At 65.7% G+C, this 15,196-nt stretch carries 17 protein-coding genes and 1 pseudogene; 7 read left to right on the top strand and 11 right to left on the bottom strand.

Features of this window, described 5'->3' with window-relative positions; genetic code table 11:
* The first annotated feature begins 51 nt into the window (after positions 1–51).
* Positions 52–351: an integrase core domain-containing protein gene (locus tag AZG88_RS09385; protein ID WP_061697546.1), complete on the top strand. Its 300-nt coding sequence runs from the start codon at positions 52–54 to the stop codon at positions 349–351.
* Between the two features lie 204 nt (positions 352–555).
* Here the strand turns inward: AZG88_RS09385 and AZG88_RS09380 are convergent, their stop codons facing one another.
* The 4 genes from AZG88_RS09380 to AZG88_RS53460 are packed head-to-tail and all read right to left on the bottom strand — an operon-like array spanning position 556 to position 3,477.
* Positions 556–2,037: a hypothetical protein gene (locus tag AZG88_RS09380; protein ID WP_143548825.1), complete on the bottom strand. Its 1,482-nt coding sequence runs from the start codon at positions 2,035–2,037 to the stop codon at positions 556–558.
* A complete protein-coding gene (locus AZG88_RS09375) occupies positions 2,030–2,368 on the bottom strand; it encodes a helix-turn-helix domain-containing protein (protein ID WP_061697544.1) in 339 nt (112 codons plus the stop codon). Before AZG88_RS09375 ends, AZG88_RS09380 begins: the two co-directional genes overlap by 8 nt.
* On the bottom strand, positions 2,365–3,204 hold the full coding sequence (locus AZG88_RS09370) for a tyrosine-type recombinase/integrase (protein WP_231913906.1): 840 nt from the start codon (positions 3,202–3,204) through the stop codon (positions 2,365–2,367). Before AZG88_RS09370 ends, AZG88_RS09375 begins: the two co-directional genes overlap by 4 nt.
* Before the next feature lie 6 nt (positions 3,205–3,210).
* Entirely contained in the window at positions 3,211–3,477 is a 267-nt protein-coding gene (locus tag AZG88_RS53460) for a hypothetical protein (RefSeq protein ID WP_231913905.1), read from the bottom strand.
* A 273-nt stretch (positions 3,478–3,750) separates the two neighbouring features.
* On the opposite strand from AZG88_RS53460, the gene AZG88_RS53455 reads away from it, so the two are divergent.
* Positions 3,751–3,921 (top strand): hypothetical protein, encoded by a 171-nt coding sequence (locus AZG88_RS53455; protein ID WP_156517454.1) that lies wholly within the window; start codon positions 3,751–3,753, stop codon positions 3,919–3,921.
* A gap of 262 nt (positions 3,922–4,183) precedes the next feature.
* On the opposite strand, the gene AZG88_RS09365 is transcribed toward AZG88_RS53455, so the two are convergent.
* The 3 genes from AZG88_RS09365 to AZG88_RS09355 all read right to left on the bottom strand — a co-directional run bounded on the left by AZG88_RS09365 (position 4,184) and on the right by AZG88_RS09355 (position 7,000).
* Positions 4,184–4,942 (bottom strand): FAD:protein FMN transferase, encoded by a 759-nt coding sequence (locus AZG88_RS09365; RefSeq protein ID WP_231913904.1) that lies wholly within the window; start codon positions 4,940–4,942, stop codon positions 4,184–4,186.
* 68 nt (positions 4,943–5,010) lie between these two features.
* On the bottom strand, positions 5,011–5,526 hold the full coding sequence (locus tag AZG88_RS09360) for an FMN-binding protein (protein ID WP_061697543.1): 516 nt from the start codon (positions 5,524–5,526) through the stop codon (positions 5,011–5,013).
* Between the two features lie 7 nt (positions 5,527–5,533).
* Positions 5,534–7,000, bottom strand: coding sequence for a ferredoxin reductase family protein (locus AZG88_RS09355; protein WP_082833268.1), 1,467 nt, complete (start codon positions 6,998–7,000; stop codon positions 5,534–5,536).
* Positions 7,001–7,191: 191 nt separating this feature from the next.
* Here AZG88_RS09355 and ligD point away from each other — a divergent pair, with 191 nt between their 5' ends.
* The 3 genes from ligD to AZG88_RS09340 all read left to right on the top strand — a co-directional run bounded on the left by ligD (position 7,192) and on the right by AZG88_RS09340 (position 9,853).
* Complete coding sequence (gene ligD, locus AZG88_RS09350) at positions 7,192–8,163, top strand: non-homologous end-joining DNA ligase (protein WP_025432564.1); 972 nt, start codon at positions 7,192–7,194, stop codon at positions 8,161–8,163.
* A 74-nt stretch (positions 8,164–8,237) separates the two neighbouring features.
* Positions 8,238–8,711: a DUF2231 domain-containing protein gene (locus AZG88_RS09345; protein ID WP_005246108.1), complete on the top strand. Its 474-nt coding sequence runs from the start codon at positions 8,238–8,240 to the stop codon at positions 8,709–8,711.
* Between the two features lie 158 nt (positions 8,712–8,869).
* Positions 8,870–9,853 carry a magnesium transporter gene (locus tag AZG88_RS09340; protein ID WP_061697549.1) on the top strand — a complete coding sequence of 328 codons (984 nt, stop codon included), beginning with the start codon at positions 8,870–8,872 and terminating at the stop codon, positions 9,851–9,853.
* A 46-nt stretch (positions 9,854–9,899) separates the two neighbouring features.
* On the opposite strand, the gene AZG88_RS09335 is transcribed toward AZG88_RS09340, so the two are convergent.
* The gene (locus tag AZG88_RS09335; protein ID WP_005246110.1) at positions 9,900–10,082 is read right to left on the bottom strand and encodes a hypothetical protein; all 183 of its coding nucleotides are present in this window, start codon (positions 10,080–10,082) and stop codon (positions 9,900–9,902) included.
* 262 nt (positions 10,083–10,344) lie between these two features.
* Between AZG88_RS09335 and AZG88_RS09330 the strand changes: the two genes are divergently transcribed.
* Together AZG88_RS09330 and AZG88_RS09325 are read left to right on the top strand one after the other, a co-directional pair.
* On the top strand, positions 10,345–11,226 hold the full coding sequence (locus AZG88_RS09330) for a universal stress protein (protein ID WP_061697542.1): 882 nt from the start codon (positions 10,345–10,347) through the stop codon (positions 11,224–11,226).
* A gap of 38 nt (positions 11,227–11,264) precedes the next feature.
* On the top strand, positions 11,265–11,858 hold the full coding sequence (locus AZG88_RS09325; protein WP_005246112.1) for a hypothetical protein: 594 nt from the start codon (positions 11,265–11,267) through the stop codon (positions 11,856–11,858).
* A gap of 16 nt (positions 11,859–11,874) precedes the next feature.
* Here the strand turns inward: AZG88_RS09325 and AZG88_RS09320 are convergent.
* The 3 genes and pseudogenes from AZG88_RS09320 to AZG88_RS09310 form a co-directional block, all read right to left on the bottom strand.
* A pseudogene (locus tag AZG88_RS09320) lies at positions 11,875–13,070 on the bottom strand (wax ester/triacylglycerol synthase domain-containing protein).
* Positions 13,067–14,494 (bottom strand): wax ester/triacylglycerol synthase family O-acyltransferase, encoded by a 1,428-nt coding sequence (locus tag AZG88_RS09315; RefSeq protein ID WP_025432565.1) that lies wholly within the window; start codon positions 14,492–14,494, stop codon positions 13,067–13,069. Before AZG88_RS09315 ends, AZG88_RS09320 begins: the two are co-directional and overlap by 4 nt.
* A 61-nt stretch (positions 14,495–14,555) precedes the next feature.
* On the bottom strand, positions 14,556–15,155 hold the full coding sequence (locus AZG88_RS09310) for an Rv1733c family protein (protein ID WP_061044818.1): 600 nt from the start codon (positions 15,153–15,155) through the stop codon (positions 14,556–14,558).
* Positions 15,156–15,196 lie beyond the last annotated feature (41 nt).

The raw sequence follows: 15,196 nt of genomic DNA, 5'->3' as shown, positions 1-15,196 counted from the left end.
ACAGACCCGGCATAATCCGAATTATCTCGAATTCGAGATAACTCCGAGTCTTTGTTCAAGACCATCAAATACGACCTGAGTTGTCCGACCCTGTTCGAGAGCATCGACCATGCCCGCGACTGGACGGCACAGTTTCTCCACCGTTACGCCACCGAGCACCGCCACAGCGGACTCGGCCGCCACACACCAGCGGCCATCCATGCCGGCACCGCCACCCTCGTCCGGCAACGCCGCCAGCAGGCCCTCGACCGCTACTGGTCGAAACACCCCGAACGATTCCGAAGCAAACCAACCGCACCAGCCCTCCCCGGACCGACCGGGATCAACACCAACGTGTCTCAGACAGGTTGACAACTTCCGTCTCGAGGCCGGGAACGGGTGCGTCCGCGGAAAAGGTGCGCGGCTGTCGCCTGGAGCTCGACGCGCCGACGCGCCGACGCTACCGACCCGTCGTCCGGGCGTGGAGGTCGCCGGTGGCGCGGGGCAGGCCCTGCGGTCCACGACTGGATAAGGGACTTATCAACTTCTGTCGAGATCTCCTGAACGGGGACTCGCTCATCGTTTCGGGCGCTTGATCGCGGGGTAGCTTCCCATTGGGATTGCCGCGCGGGCGGCGTGGATGTTCATGGTGTTGGGGGTGTAGCCGAGTAGGGCGGCGAGGGATGCGGCGTCGATTTCCTTGCTGAGGTCGTGCAGTGCGGCGTTGCGGGCGGCTCGGATGTCGATGCCGAGTTTTCGGAGTCGCTGCATCAGGGTCTGTTCGGTGAGGTGATGTCCGGCGCGGGTCCCGGGGAAAAGCCAGCGTGATTGGTGGTTGGTCGTTTTCTGGTTTGCGTGGCTGTCGAGGTGTTGTTGTAGGAGGGGAAGCAGGGGTTCGGGCAGTGGGGCCGGGAGGGTGCCGATCCTGACGGTGGGCCCGGGCGGGGTGGTGGTGATGTCGTCGAGAGTGAGTTCGGCGATCCTGCGGACGGGGATGCCGTAGAGCAACAGCAGGAGTGCGGCGATGCGGGTGGACAGGGTGATGTGGTCGGCTTCGATGGTGGTGCGGATAAGTTCGAGTCGCGTGGTGGAGGCAGCCAGCGGGGTGGTCCGCGCTGCGCGGTATCGGATGGTGAATCGTGCTGCGATGCCCGTGCGATGGCGCCACTGAATGAAGTTGCGGATGGTGCGGCGGGTGGTGGTGCCTTCACTGAGGTAGGCGTCGAGGTGTGCTTGCCGCAGGTGGGCGATGGTGGTGTGGTGTTCGGTGCGCAGCCAGGTCAGAAACTTGGTGGCCTCGGTGATCTCTTGTTTGGCGGTGCGGGTGGCGTTGTCCATGTTGCGACCGGTATCGGGAACACGCAGTCGGCGTAGGTGATGCCAGCGGGCGAATTGCTCTATGGGAGTGTGGATTTCGGGTGTCGGCTGCAGCGTGATGAGTCGTTGGTCGAGCCAGCTTTCGAAGCGGGCCAGGCGGGGGTCGCCGCGGCTGGGGAGCATGTGGTGGTGGACGAGCATTTCGCGTAGGTGTTCGGCGCTGCGCGAGGGCGGAAGAGCGTCGAATGCGGGGTGGGACAAGTGAAGTTCGCGACTGCCGATGCGGGCGAGCAGGTCGGCGGTGGTGGGGTGGCGCATCCAGGTGAGGATGCTTTCCGGGCGGGGAACGGCGGCGAGGGTGGTGATGAGTCGTTTGATCCGCAGATCCGGCGGTGAGCTGGGGTTGAGGATGCGTTCGAGGTCGTGGGTAAGCACACAGCGGGCGCAGTGCCCGCCGCGGATGCGTTCGGCTTCGCGGCCGCACTGGTCGCAGACGAGTTTGGTGGTGATGCCAGCGCAGTCGCGGCAGATGTGGGCGCCGGCGGAGGACCTTCCAGGCACGAGGCGGTCTTCGCCGCAAAACGCGCAGGTGCCGTAGGTGCGGGCGGCGGTGGTGAAGCAGGCGCCGCAGACGGCTCCGTCGGGCCAGTGCACCCGCAACTTGGGGACAAGATTGCCGCACCGGACGCATTCGAGGGTGCCGGTGCTGCGGGGACGCCCGCGTGGGCGGGGATCAGTCATCGTCGGTGATGATGCGGGCGCGGACGGGACGGTAGGCGTTGAGGAGCGGGACGTCGGCAGGGGAGTTGGCGGCCTTGTCGCGGGATTGGCGGGCGTCGGTAGCGGTGTAGGTGATCAGATCGCCGGCTTCGACGCCGAAGATGTCGCAGAGCGCGACCAGGACCTTGAAGGCGATCCGATCGGGCTCTTGCCCGACGATGCGGTAGATCTGTGAATCGGACAGGGTGATACCTCGGTCGCGTAGCGGTCCGACCAGGTCGCGGCTGTTCTTCATACCGGCGCGGGCCATGAGTTCGCGCACGCGCCAGTGGTAGTGGATCTCGCGTTTCATCGCGGCTCCTTCGGGTGTGGTGATCCGGTGAGGCTGGCGTTGCTGCGTGACAGGGTCGCGGTCAGGACTCGGTCGAGTTCGCGCGCGCGATAGTCGGGTGCGGCCAGGGTGTAGAGCGAGGTGGTCGCGGCGTGTTCGTGGCCGAGTTGCAGTTGTACGAAACTGACGTCGTAGCCGTACTCGACTTGCAGGTTAGTGGCGTAGGAGCGGCGGAACGAGTGCAAGTCCAGACCCGGTGGGAAGCCGAGTTCATCGACGAGACAACGCATTCGCTGCCAGAGATTGCGCGTCGGGATCATGCCTCCCTTTTCGGTCGGGAACAGGGTGTCGATCGGATGGCCGTACCTGGGAAGTCCGCGCTCGCACCAGTCGGCGAGCGCCTCCGCGGCCCAGTCAAACACCGTCAGCACGGTCCGCTGCTTGGCGGGTGCGCCGCGCATCGCTTTGCCGTGCCGGACACGCACCAGACCCCATTCGCCGAAGAACGGTGCCCGCGCGTTGCGGGAGAGATCGACCAGCTGTAGGTGTCGGACTTCGTTGCGACGCAGGCCCCATCCGTAGAGGGTTTTGAACGCCACCGCATCACGCCACGCCGCCAAGGCGCCCTTGCGGCCGGACCGCAAGATTCGCTCTGGTTCGAGGTCGGCCAGATCGAAGAACTGCTGCAGCTCGACGGGGGTGAACGGCCGCTTCGCCGGCCGGGCGTCGTTGGCCTGCACGTGTCGAGCTCGATTGAATTCGGTGATGACCTGGGAGAACACCGTTCCGAACAGCCGACCGCAATGCTCGTTCCAGTCGTAGGACGGGTCGCTCGCGTAGTCCAAGAACAGCTTCACGTCGGTCTAATACGCCCGAACCGTGGTGTGGGCGAGATTCCGGACTCCACGCAGGTGTCCGAAGAAGTCGTCCGCATCCGCCGGTGACCACTGCCACGGATAGGTGCCGACGAACTCGGTCATCTGCTTGACCGAACTGGCCCGTCGACGCACGGTGTTGCCCGAGAAGTTCTGCGCCAGATGGGCCTGCCGCCACCCGGACAGCACATCGTCGAGAAACGCTTCCGGATCCGGGCCAGCCGCGCCCGCCGGTAGGTACACCAACCGCCCCATCCAGCCCCCTCAGTCGCTGCAAATTCTGCATTCGAAATGCATATCCTGCAATGGAGGGAGGTGAACAGCCAGGTCAGAAGCTGTTTCGTTCGCTCGGCTCGGCCGCCAACGAACTGCGCATCGCAGATGCCACCGCCTCACCCAATTCACCAGGACCGCAGGTAAATACCCCTCGGCGACTGCGGCGGAGGAGTGTTACCGCGGGTGGTCGTATTCGCAAACCACGCGAATAACCAACTTACTAGTTGACATAATGTAGATTATCGGCAAAAAGTGGCATTTTATCGCCGCAGGTCAGAGGCCTGGATTTTGGCCTGCCTGTATACCCGCAGCCAGTTCTGCGTCGACCTGGTCCTCGGGCCCGTCCGGCGCTCGTTCGCCACGTATCCGACTCGGCGCGTCGACGTCGAACCGGCGCGGCTGATGCGCCCGTCGGCGCGCTGAATAATATTCACGCCGCCGGATGTGCGGCGCCGGACCGCTAAGGCCAATCCGGAGCCATGGCCGACCGGCCCGCATTTCCGAATGAATGTTCGGTTTCAGGTGTCCCCTCCTCCCGCCCATCCCACCTCAGTTCGTCACTGTGACGTAATGAGGGTTCCGGTAGTCACGCCCGTGCGCGCAAAGTCGGCGCTCGAGGCGGGCGCTAAGTGTGCTCCGGACGTACGTGCGGTTCGATTCGCCTGAGCACCGGGAGTCCAGTCTGCTACGGCAGCGGCAACTGGACGTCGGCAACGTTGGACGCTGCGGACGATGTTGTCGACCCGTCTGCCCACACCACCAGATACCCGGAATTGGGGCGGCCGTGCAGCCAGCGGGCTGCGTCGCGCCCCAACGCATAGGCGGCGGTGGCATCGATGTCGGCCCAGGTCAGCGAATCGGCAATGACGGTGACGGACGCTACCCCGGTCGGCGGTCGTCCGGTCCGCGCGTCGACGAGATGATCACCGCGGTGGGTGGCACCGGAGGTGGCCACCGCCCCGGTGTGCACCGGCACCAGCGCAACGAGTGTCGAGGTGTCGAAGGGATCCTCGATACCGATCCGCCACGGCGTTGCGGCCGGATCGAGGGTGCGGCAGGCTATGTCACCGCCCGCGGAGAGACAGAAATCGGTCGACTCCAATGCACGCAAATGCTCTGCGGCCCGCTCGACCGCCCATCCCTTCACGACGCCACTGGGGTCGAGGACGCGCTCACCGGTGGGCCCGGCACGACGGACCGCGAACGCGCCACCGGATTCCTGCTCGGCGCGGTCTCCGAGAGCGAGTACCTCGAGGACCGCGGCAGGCGGATGCTCGTTGTCCACCTCGCCACGAATCATCCTCGACACGAAAGAATCCGGTCGATACGTGCTGAAGAGCTGGTCCACCCCGCGCAGTGTCCTCAGCACTTCGGCCCACGCCGCACGGCCACGGCGGTCCCCGCCGTGCCGACCGCGCATCGCCAGACTGATCGGCATGCCCATCACGTGTTCCACGTACCGGGTTGTCCGCTCCCCCCCGGCTCCCCCCTGTACTGCCGGGATTCCGCCGCTCACAGTCCCGCCTCGTCGAGTGCGGCCTGCAGGGATTGGATATAGCCGTCGCTTGTCACGGTCGCGCCGCTGACCATGTCGATCTCGGCGCCCTGTGCGTCGAGGGTCTCGCGAATGAGAACTGGGAGTGCGCGGGAATTGATCTGCTGGTCCTTCGAATTGCCGTTCGGGTACTGCGGGACCGTGACATCGGTGATCCTGCCCTCGGCCACCACGATTTTCACCTGCACCGAACCCCACCGTGTCTGGGCTGCCGAACCGGTGAATACGGATGCACCAGTCGATGTCGATGTGGGCTGGGGGGAGGCACCGCCCGATCCCGACGATCCCGGCCCCGAACCGGAGGTTTCTCCCGGCGATTCGGATGAATCGGACGCACCGGATTCCGATGTCGCGGTAGAGGCGACCACGATGTCGGGGGTAGCGTTCATCGGTCCGGCCGTGGAGGTGTGGTACCCGAACAGGAGCACCCCGACTGTGATCGTGCCGAGGATCCATGTGACGATGCGTTTCATCGTGGGGTCACCACCTGAAGTTTTCGGTGTGGAGTTGAGCATCGGGGACTCCCGCGGCCCTGGTGGTGCGGCGTACCGCGGCAGTCCAGGATTTTGGACCGCATACGTAGATGTCGCGGTCGGCGATGTCGGGCAACCAACCGGTCAGGGCGGTGAGGTCGTCGATGTCGCCAATGCCGGCGCCCAACCAGGAGTCGGCGCGCCGACGGGGCCCGGGCAACCACAGAATCTGCAGTCCTCGTTCGCGTGCGAGTGCATGGAATTCGTCTACGAACAAGGGCCTTTCGGTGTAGCGCAACAGCAGGACCGCCTCGCCTGGCGAGTAGTCGAGTCCCTCGGCGAGCGCCCGCAGTGGTGTGACGCCGACTCCGGCCCCGACCAGCGCCACCTTTCGTCGGCTACGGGCCCGTGACGACAGCCTCCCGTATGGACCTTCGAAGAGGATCCGGGTACCGGGATGCAGGGTCTGCGTTCGCGCGCTGTTGTCGCCGAGCGCCTTGATCGAGATCCGCAGGTGTCGCCCGTCCGGGGCGGCGGAGAGCGAGTAAGGATTTGCCCGGCTCCAACCCCGGCGGCCGAGGAATCTCCAGTTGCAGAACTGGCCGGCGGCGATCGGAAGCCGATCCAGATTCCTGCCGGAGATGTACACCGACACGACCCCGTCCGCTTCCGGCACCACGGCGGCGACCCGCAGCGAGTGCCGGACACTGCGCCACAACGGAAGGCCGATCCGCCACACGAGAACTGCTGCGGCCGCGAGGATCCAGAGGGTCCACCAGTAGAGGGTCGCGGCGGTCGAGCCCAGGAACTCCTGGCCGGTCCACAGCTGGTGCGGCAACACCAATCCCGCCCCGAGATACCCGTAGAGGTGCAGAAGATGCCACGACTCGTAACGGAGCCGGTCGCGTATCGGCCGCACGCTGGTGATCACCACCATCAGGAGTAGCGCCGTGCCGACGACGGCCAGCAGCATCCCGGGGTAGTCCACCGTCAGCTCCCACACCATCGCGGGCGTGGCGAGCACGTCACCGCCGGCGTAGCCCCAGGTGATCACAGCGACATGAGCGATCATCAGCGTGAACGACGTCAGGCCCACCACGCGATGCAGCCCGATCAATCGATCCTGACCGAAGGCACGCTCGAGCAGAGGGATTCGTGCGATCAGCACGAACTGCACGATCAGGAGGTCCGCGGACACCAGGCCGGCGAGGCGTCCCCCTGACAGGAGGGCGGTGGCCATTGCGCCGAGATCCCGAATTCCGCCGTCGGCGGCCCACGAGTAGGAAACCACCAGCAGGCTCAGCCATAGCGCTGTCCTGGCGCCGGCGCGGGTGATGGCATCGCCGCGGTCGGCGCGGCAGTCATTGCGCTGAAGGGAAAGTCGATCGAGAAGTACGGCCGGCTGCTCGGCCGCGGTGATCGAACGTGTCGGACAACTCGATCGTTTCCGACCCGTCACTTCAGAAGTGGGCATGCGTGCCATCGTGATTGCCCAACCCTGTTTCACCCTGCCTGACCGCTGTGTATTTGCTGTGAACAGCAGACCGGTCTCAGCGGCCAGCAGGGACAGTCCCGGCGAGTCCGCTGCCTTCGTCGATCTGGTCCCGGCATCGTCAGCCGCTCCGTTCCCGCCCATAGCCCGAGCATTTCGCGCACACTCGGTGGATGCCTTCCTCGTCGACGGTCCCGTCTCCGATGCTGGCCACACTCGGCCAACTTCCCGGCGGTGCGGGGTGGGCGTTCGAAATGAAGTGGGATGGTCAACGCGCCATCGCCACCGTCGACAACGGTGTATCCCGGCTGTTCAGCCGCAACGGAAATGACATCACTGCAACCTTTCCGGAGTTGGCCGTGCCGATCGTGGCCGCGTTGGACGGACGTGAGGCAACCCTCGACGGAGAAATCGTCGCGCTCGACGCGAACGGCCGGCCGTCGTTCAGTCGCCTCCAGCGGCGCATGCACGTGCTGTCCCCCATCGCACAACTCCGCAACGAGGTGCCCGTCACGTACTACGTGTTCGACGTCCTAGCCCTTGACGGCAAATCGACGACCGGGCTGCCTTACCTGCGGCGACGGGCCGAACTCACCGACCTTGCGCTGTCCGGGCCCCGCCTGCAGGTGCCGCCGTACTGGACCGACGTCGACGGCGAGGAGATGCTCGATCTCGCCCGCAGGCACCATCTCGAGGGCGCAGTCGCAAAACGCGTCGACTCGACGTATCAACCCGGTCGCCGCTCCCCTGCCTGGATCAAGCAACCGCTACGCGCCAACACCGAAGGGATCGTCGTCGGCTGGGTCGACGGCACCGGTGCCGCCCGCGACGGCATCGGATCACTACTCCTCGCCGCGTATGACGACGACCACCAGCTGGTGTACATCGGGCATGTCGGCACCGGATTCACCACCGCGACAAGGAAATCGCTACGGGAGCAGCTCACGGCGCTGGAACGACCGACGAGTCCTCTGGCGTCGCCGCCACCTGCGCGGGAGACCAAGGACGCACGCTGGGTCGAACCGCAGTTGGTCGGCGACGTCGAGTACCGCGAGTACACCAGCGGGCGGTTGCGCCACCCCAGCTGGAAAGGCCTGCGTGACGACAAGACGCCCAGCGAAGTCGACTTGCCCGGTCGGCACTGAGGCCGCGTGCCCTCGGCGACGGGTCGGGCGGGCCACTCAGTGGTTTCTCAGCGACGCCGACGAATACTCGAATCATGTCGACTGTCAGCGGGTTGCCCGCCCATGTCCTGCTCGTGCATTTCATCGTGGTCCTGGCCCCGCTGACCGCACTGCTGGTCGCGATGTGCAGCGTATGGCCGGCGGTCCGCCGTCGGCTGGTGTGGCTTACGCTCGTGCTCGCGGTCGTGACGGTGATCGTGACTCCGCTGACCACCGACGCCGGTGAATGGCTGGAGAAGCACGTCGCCCGGTCGTCTGCCGTGCACGCCCACACCGAACTGGGCGACAGCATGATCTACTTCTCCGTCGCGCTTCTCCTCAGCGCGTTGGTGGTCACCGCGGTCCAGCTTCGCGAACGAAAGTCGGATCCCCCACGAACAGTCACGGTGATCGTTGCACTTCTCTCGGTTGTGGTTGCGGTGGGGACCGTTGTTCAGGTCTACCGCATCGGCGAGTCCGGTTCGCGCGCCACCTGGGGCGATGTCGTTACCTCGAGCTCGGCGCCGTGACACGCTTCCTGGAACAAATGCCGGGTCGACATTTCCGCCTCGCGCCATCGGACTGGGCAGGGCTCCTCGAATCCCGACACGTCGACACGCCGGAGGGCGCCGCTCGGTGGGTGGATGATCGAAGAGCACTTCACCACACGTTCGAAGGGGAGCGCCAGGTGTCCGAATTATTGGTCTTCGACGATGAGCCCGAACCCCGGACTGCGCTCTGGCATGCCTGCACGCGGGTTCCCACGGCCGCCCCGGGCGATTCGGTGACGACGGTTTTGAGCGAGATGGCCACCACGCGGTACGATTGCGCTTCCGTCGTCGCGGTTCTGGACGGCGACCGACTGGCGGGGGTCGTGCCGATCGAGCGGATGTTCGGTGCCCCGGACGAAGCCACTCTGCGCAACGTCATGGATCCGAATCCTCCGGCGGTCCGACCCGACACGCATCAGGAACGGGCCGCATGGCAGGCGGTCCAGCATGGGGAACCGGGGCTGGCGGTGGTCGATACCGACGGCCGGTTTCGTGGTCTCATCGCTCCACAACAACTTCTCGCGGTACTGCTCCAGGAACACGACGAGGACCTCTCCCGCCTCGGCGGCTTCCTCCACTCGGTCGAGACCACGCGCGAGACGAGCGTGGAGAGCGTGCGGCGCAGGCTGTGGCACCGTGTCCCCTGGCTCCTGGTCGGGTTGCTGGGCGCCATGGTCTCGGCCGTGTTCATGGCGGCATTCGAGGTCACTCTCGAAGCGAATGTGGCCGTTGCCTATTTCGTTCCTGGAATCGTGTATCTCGCGGACGCTGTGGGGACGCAGACCGAAACCCTGGCGATCCGTGGCCTGTCGGTCGGGGTGGGAATTCGACGTATCGTGCGACGCGAGGCGCTGACCGGTCTGTCGGTGGGTGCTCTCCTCGGAGCCGTGATGCTCCCGGTGGCCAGTCTGATGACCGGTGACACGATGCTCGCGATCGCGGTGGCCACAGCGGTTCTCGCCGCGAGCGCGATCGCCACCATCGTTGCCATGGTGCTGCCATGGCTCCTGCAACGGCTCGGTAAGGATCCAGCCTTCGGCTCCGGTCCACTTGCAACCGTCGTTCAGGACCTGCTTTCAATCATGATCTATTTCGCGGCCGTCACTGCGCTTGTCAGTTAGATCCCACTTCCCGAATCGGCGGCGGGGAGGCAGGACATCGAAGCGCTTACCCTGCAAGGGCCTTGAAAAGGTCGTAGACCATCCAGGCCGGCCAGAACAGTCCCTGAATGATCGCGAGGACGTATTCCCAGAACGCGTCCGCCTGCTGCCAGAACCACACCCAGGCGCCGAAGATGCCCAGGGCGTAGATCGCTCCGCCGCCCGCGGCGCCGGTGTTGCTGTCGCTCATGGTCGCATTCCTTCCGCCGGCCGATCTGTACCGGTTCTCGGGGAACTCTCGATCGGGAACCTCGTCTCAGTGTCATCGCTGGAGGTCTGCGGGTGACAGAGTCGTTGGTCACCCCGGAGGGATGCCGTGGGGAGGACGCCGACCCGGGTCGGGTCTCACCCCCTCGGGCTGGTGACCTTATCCCCTACGGGTATCACCCGCGGGCCGCAACGATGAAGGTCGAGGCAGAAATTCGGCGCCAGCAACCCCGTAGGAGTGCACCATGTCCGGCCACCGCCCGATCGTTGTAGGGATCGACGGCTCCCCATCGTCGCTGCAGGCTGTTGCATGGGCGGCGAGGGAGGCCGCGTTCCGACACTCGCCCCTGTCGCTGATCACGACGATGTTCGTTCCCGGAAGATACGGCGTCCCGATCGGTGTGCCCGCCAGCTTCTTCCAGGACGAGGAGCGCGACGGCAAGGACAGGTTGGAGCGCGCGGCGCAGACCGCCCGCGACGCAGTGCCCGGATACGACATCGACATCGAGACCACCGTCTGCACCGGGACGCCGGCCGGTGAACTACTCGCGCGCTCAGCGAATGCTGCGATGCTCGTGGTCGGCGCGAACCGACGGGGAATCATCGATCGTGCCGTCCTGGGATCGGTCAGTTCGGCGATCGCCACCCACGCCCCATGCCCGGTGGCCGTGATCCGTGGTGTACCCGATCGCGACCTCAACGACATTCCCGGACCGGTTGTCGTGGGTGTCGACGGATCACAACACAGTGAACCGGCTATCTCGATGGCCTTCGAGGAAGCATCCCTACGGCAATCGGAACTCGTCGCCGTCCACGCATGGTCCGACATCGTCCTGGAACTCTCCTTGGACGGAGGCAGCGAAGCCGAGTGGACGCGGGATGCGGCCAACGAAACGGCTCTGTTGTCCGAGAATCTGGCCGGCCGCGGGGAGAAGTATCCGGATGTGAAGGTACGCACCATCGTGGTCAGGGATCGCCCCACCCGGCACCTGCGTGAGCAGGCCGAGAACGCGCAGCTTCTCGTGGTGGGCAGCCGGGGGCGAGGAGGGTTTTCCAGCATGCTGCTGGGGTCGACCAGCAGGGCGTTGATGCATTCGGTTGTCTGCCCACTCCTCATTGTTCGCTAGCCGTACCGCGGGGATGCCGCCCCAGGAGGAGATGTATCTTGCACGACCCCAGCCTCGGATCAAGCCTGATCGAGTCCCAGCTGCCGAGGTATGAGCACCGCATTCTGCGCACGCAGGTCGTCCGTGCGTCTGCGCCGACGACCTTCGCCGCCATCCGCCGCGTCGACTTCTTCCGGTCGCCGGCGGTCGCGATCCCGAACCGGGCCCGAATCGCGATCGACACCGTCCGCGGCCGTCGGGGCGCCCATATCCAGCGGAGTCGGTCCGAATTCCGGTTCGACCAGCTGCTGGAACCCGACGGCGGGTTCCATCTTCTGGCGGAGGAGCCGGGACACGCGATGGTGCTCGGGTTCATAGGTCGCTGGTGGGAGAAAGGCTACGGCCGCGTCGAGTGGTCGCCAGCAGACTTCGGCCGGTTCGCCCTTCCCGGATATGGCATCGGCGCTTGGGGTTTCACAGTTCTCACGTACGACGCCCGCACGTCTGTCCTGGTCACCGAGGTGCGCGTACACGGCACGGACGACAAGGCACGGCGGAGCTTCCGCGGGTATTGGACGGTGGTGGGACCGTTCGTCAAGGCGATGGGCGGGCCGGTACTGCGCCTGATCCGTGACGAGGCCGAGTCTCTCTGAATCGCGGCCCAGCTCGTCACTCGATGGCGGCCCGGAATTGTTCGTGCAGAGCGGCGGCGAGCTCGCGGACCTCGGGTACGACGTCGGGGTCGACGATGATCGTTACTGTCAGCGTGCCCGCATAGGATAGTGCCGCGAACGCGACGCCGACGTTCCCCGCGGTGACGGTAATCGGGGTGATGCCTGTGATCGGTGCCCCGGCGATGACGAATTGCCCAGGGGGACCCGGGTTCGCATCTTCTGAACGCGGGTGACGCCCGAAACAGTGGTCAGCCGTTCCTGGAAACTTCCTACCAGCGGTACACGTACCGGCATTACACCGACCTGGTTCCCCAGGTGCCCACTCGTTGCCGAACTCCGGGCCGAGACGGGCACCGACACCACCAGCTCCTGCGGAAACTCCTTCCGCTCACGTAGGAGTTCGGCCAATGCCCCAGTGACGGCGACCAACAGAACATCGTTGACGGTGGCACCCGACCTCCGTCCCGCTGCCCGGACACCGTCGAGACCGACGTCGACGGTCATTACCTTGCGACGGGGGCCGGTGGCAGCGTTCAGGGAACACGGCGGTGCCCACCCGCCGCGACCACGACCGAGTTCGGCCCAGCCGCCTCGTATACGAGCAACCCTGTGCGGAAGTCGGCGCAGCGTGCGGAACCGTTCGGAAACGCGGTCGACGAACCTGCCCCGAGGCGGTGCCGCGGTATCGTCGGCCGGCCCAGCCGCGTCCGCGCCGTCGACCAGGCGCGCGAGCACGGCGAGGCCACCGATCCCGTCGGCCACGACGTGATGCAGCACCAGCACCAGACCGGTGTGATCGTCGATGAGACCGGTGACGACGACCGCCCGCCACAATGGTCGTGACCGGGGCAGCGGCCGGGTCACCGCGTCCACCGCGATTGCCAGCGCAGCGTCACGGTCCCCCGGACTCGGGCACCGGACTCGGGCCAGATGGGCGCGGACGTCGAAATCGGAGTCGTCGACCCAGTACGGTCGTCCCAGGCCCCGCCGTGGCGTGGCCAGGCGCTGTTGCAGACGCCGAATGCTGGTGAGCCGCCGTGCGAACGTGGCCTCGACGGTCGCCGCATCCTCGTCGCCTCCACCGGCAACGAAAAGTACCGCGCCGACGTTCATGGGTACCGGTCCGACGTCCGAGACGAGCGTGATCAAGTCGCCCGAGCCGAGTTGCTCGCGACGGTCGCCGGCGGTCATTCGGAGGCTGCGTCAGCCGCGCGCGACGAGGCGAGGAGAGTCAGGACACCCCGTTCTATGGAGTCGGAAAGGTCGGTGAGGTCCGGTGTGGTGTCGTAGTCCCCGGTGAGACCGAAGGCGAGATGGTCGCTGTAGCTGAGGATCGCGATCCCGATCCGCAGCCGCAGCGCGATCGGCACGTACGGAAAGATCTCCAGGATCGTGCGGCCCATCACGTGTCGTGTGGCCTTCGGTCCGGGGACGTTGGTTGCGACGGCGACGACACTGTGCTGAGGAAACCGGGTGGCGAGTCGAACGGCCCAGGCCATGGGCATGAACGGCCCGTACTGGGCCACCGCGGTGAACGCCTTGCCCCCTTCTGCTTCCTTGCTCGCCTTGTGCGTCGTGAGCCGTTCGTGGACGGCGACCAACTGTTCGACCGGGTCTTCGATGTCGACTGGCAGAAAGGGCAGCATGAGCGAGACCTGATTGTGGATCGCATGTTCCGCTGTTGCGGAGCGGACGGACACGGGAACGAGCGTGCGGACCGTGTGCGGTTCGGGGCGCTCGCCCCGTTTCAGGAGCAGCTGCCGTAGTCCGGTGGTGATCGCTGCGAGTGCGACGTCGTTCACGGTGACCCGGTACGTGGCGCAGATTTCGCGAACGTCATGCATTCTGACTCGGGCGGCGCAGTAGCGGCGCTGGCGACCGATCGGTCCGATCAGCGAGGTGTTCGTAGACGAGGTCAGCATCTCGGACAGCAGGTGGGTCAGGCCGGTTGCGACGCCGATACCGGCGGCCGTCAGCCGACGTGGAATTGCCAGTGCCGCCGAGACGAGCCGGAGTTGCCGCACCGGGGACAGGAACTCGATCGTCGAGCGGACCAGGCTCTCGACGCTCTCGAGGCGTGTACCGACGGTCGGCACCGGCTCGGCGTCGGTGTCGGGCTCTGCGGTCCTCGACGTTTCGGCCACGACTTCGTCGCACATGGCCTCGAACAGTTTGGTTCCGGTGATCCCGTCCGCCATGCAGTGATGAATTTTGGTCAGTATGGCCCAGCGGTCGTCGGTGAGGCCTTCGACGACCCAGCATTCCCACAGGGGGCGGTCACGGTCGAGTCGGTGCGCCATGACCCGGGCGACGAAACCGAACAGGGACTCCTCCTCCCCTGGTTCCGGGACGGCGACCCTCCGCAGATGATGGCCGAGGTCGAAATGCGGATCCGGTGTCCAGGAGGGTGCGCTGAAGTCGAGTGGGACCGTGTGAACCCTGTCCCGGGCGTGCGGGAGCTTCGCGAAACGTGCGGCGACCGTGTCACGAAATTCGTCTTGCCCGGGAACGGGGCCCTCCATGATGGCGAGAGCACCGATCGTCAGGCTCGCGTGTGGGTCGGAGTCCTCCGTCTCGAGAAAACCCGCGTCCAGGAAGCTCAAGTTGTCGTCCACTGGCTCTGGCCTCACCATTCGCAAATCGTCGTCGTCTTCCTGTGTTCGACATCAATGGGCGTCAGCTGACCGGCCACCCGGGGGCCTTTCCGAGGTTCCTCCACTCGCGGTCCCACTGTGACATCCGGTATCTCGTTCCTGCCCAGCGAATTCCGATCAACATCGCCAGACAGATCGTCGCACCCATTGTCCACAATGCGAGTGCGGCGCCCACGGCCTCGAATGCGTTCTCGGTGCCAGTCTTCGGCGCATCGACGATCCTGCCGGCCGGGTCGATCCACATGCTGATCGTTTGTCCCGCCTTCGCTTCCGGCGCGGTCAGTACCTGACCGGTGCGTGTGGTCCCATCCACTGCCCACCGGGCCGGTGCCTGCCCCGTGGCACCCGTTGCCGGGGTAGTATCCGCCAGGTTCACAGTGGCGTCCTCGAGGAGCACTGCCGCGATCTGATGCCGGTTTTCGCGGTCGGCGCGGGATTGGTCGTCGAGTCGTGTGTGAGTGGCGGTTCCGAACGCTGCGGCGAGAGGAACCAAGATCAGCACGAGGGCGACGACGACGAGGAAGACCGAGGATTCGAGGCGATAGCTTCCCCGCATCAGTCGGTTCCCGCTCCACGGCCCCAATCGCCACATCCGCGCTACCAGTGTCTGTTCCCCGATCATGGCGACCTCCTGCGATTGCTCCTTCGAGTGTCGCGCCGGAA

The sequence above is a fragment of the Rhodococcus sp. LB1 genome, from assembly GCF_001583455.1.
In the GTDB taxonomy this organism is placed as follows: Bacteria; Actinomycetota; Actinomycetes; order Mycobacteriales; family Mycobacteriaceae; genus Rhodococcus_F; species Rhodococcus_F opacus.
Note: the sequence above shows the minus strand (reverse complement) of the source record. Positions and strands in the feature narration are given on the sequence as shown.

Excerpts from the sequence above, each read along its gene's own strand:
- AZG88_RS09380 (WP_143548825.1), bottom strand. The coding sequence starts at position 2,037 with ATGACTGATCCCCGCCCACGCGGGCGTCCCCGCAGCACCGGCACCCTC.
- AZG88_RS09375 (WP_061697544.1), bottom strand. The coding sequence starts at position 2,368 with ATGAAACGCGAGATCCACTACCACTGGCGCGTGCGCGAACTCATGGCC.
- AZG88_RS53460 (WP_231913905.1), bottom strand. The coding sequence starts at position 3,477 with ATGGGGCGGTTGGTGTACCTACCGGCGGGCGCGGCTGGCCCGGATCCG.
- AZG88_RS09365 (WP_231913904.1), bottom strand. The coding sequence starts at position 4,942 with ATGGGCATGCCGATCAGTCTGGCGATGCGCGGTCGGCACGGCGGGGAC.
- AZG88_RS09360 (WP_061697543.1), bottom strand. The coding sequence starts at position 5,526 with ATGAAACGCATCGTCACATGGATCCTCGGCACGATCACAGTCGGGGTG.
- AZG88_RS09355 (WP_082833268.1), bottom strand. The coding sequence starts at position 7,000 with ATGCCCACTTCTGAAGTGACGGGTCGGAAACGATCGAGTTGTCCGACA.
- ligD (WP_025432564.1), top strand. The coding sequence starts at position 7,192 with ATGCCTTCCTCGTCGACGGTCCCGTCTCCGATGCTGGCCACACTCGGC.
- AZG88_RS09345 (WP_005246108.1), top strand. The coding sequence starts at position 8,238 with ATGTCGACTGTCAGCGGGTTGCCCGCCCATGTCCTGCTCGTGCATTTC.
- AZG88_RS09335 (WP_005246110.1), bottom strand. The coding sequence starts at position 10,082 with ATGAGCGACAGCAACACCGGCGCCGCGGGCGGCGGAGCGATCTACGCC.
- AZG88_RS09330 (WP_061697542.1), top strand. The coding sequence starts at position 10,345 with ATGTCCGGCCACCGCCCGATCGTTGTAGGGATCGACGGCTCCCCATCG.
- AZG88_RS09310 (WP_061044818.1), bottom strand. The coding sequence starts at position 15,155 with ATGATCGGGGAACAGACACTGGTAGCGCGGATGTGGCGATTGGGGCCG.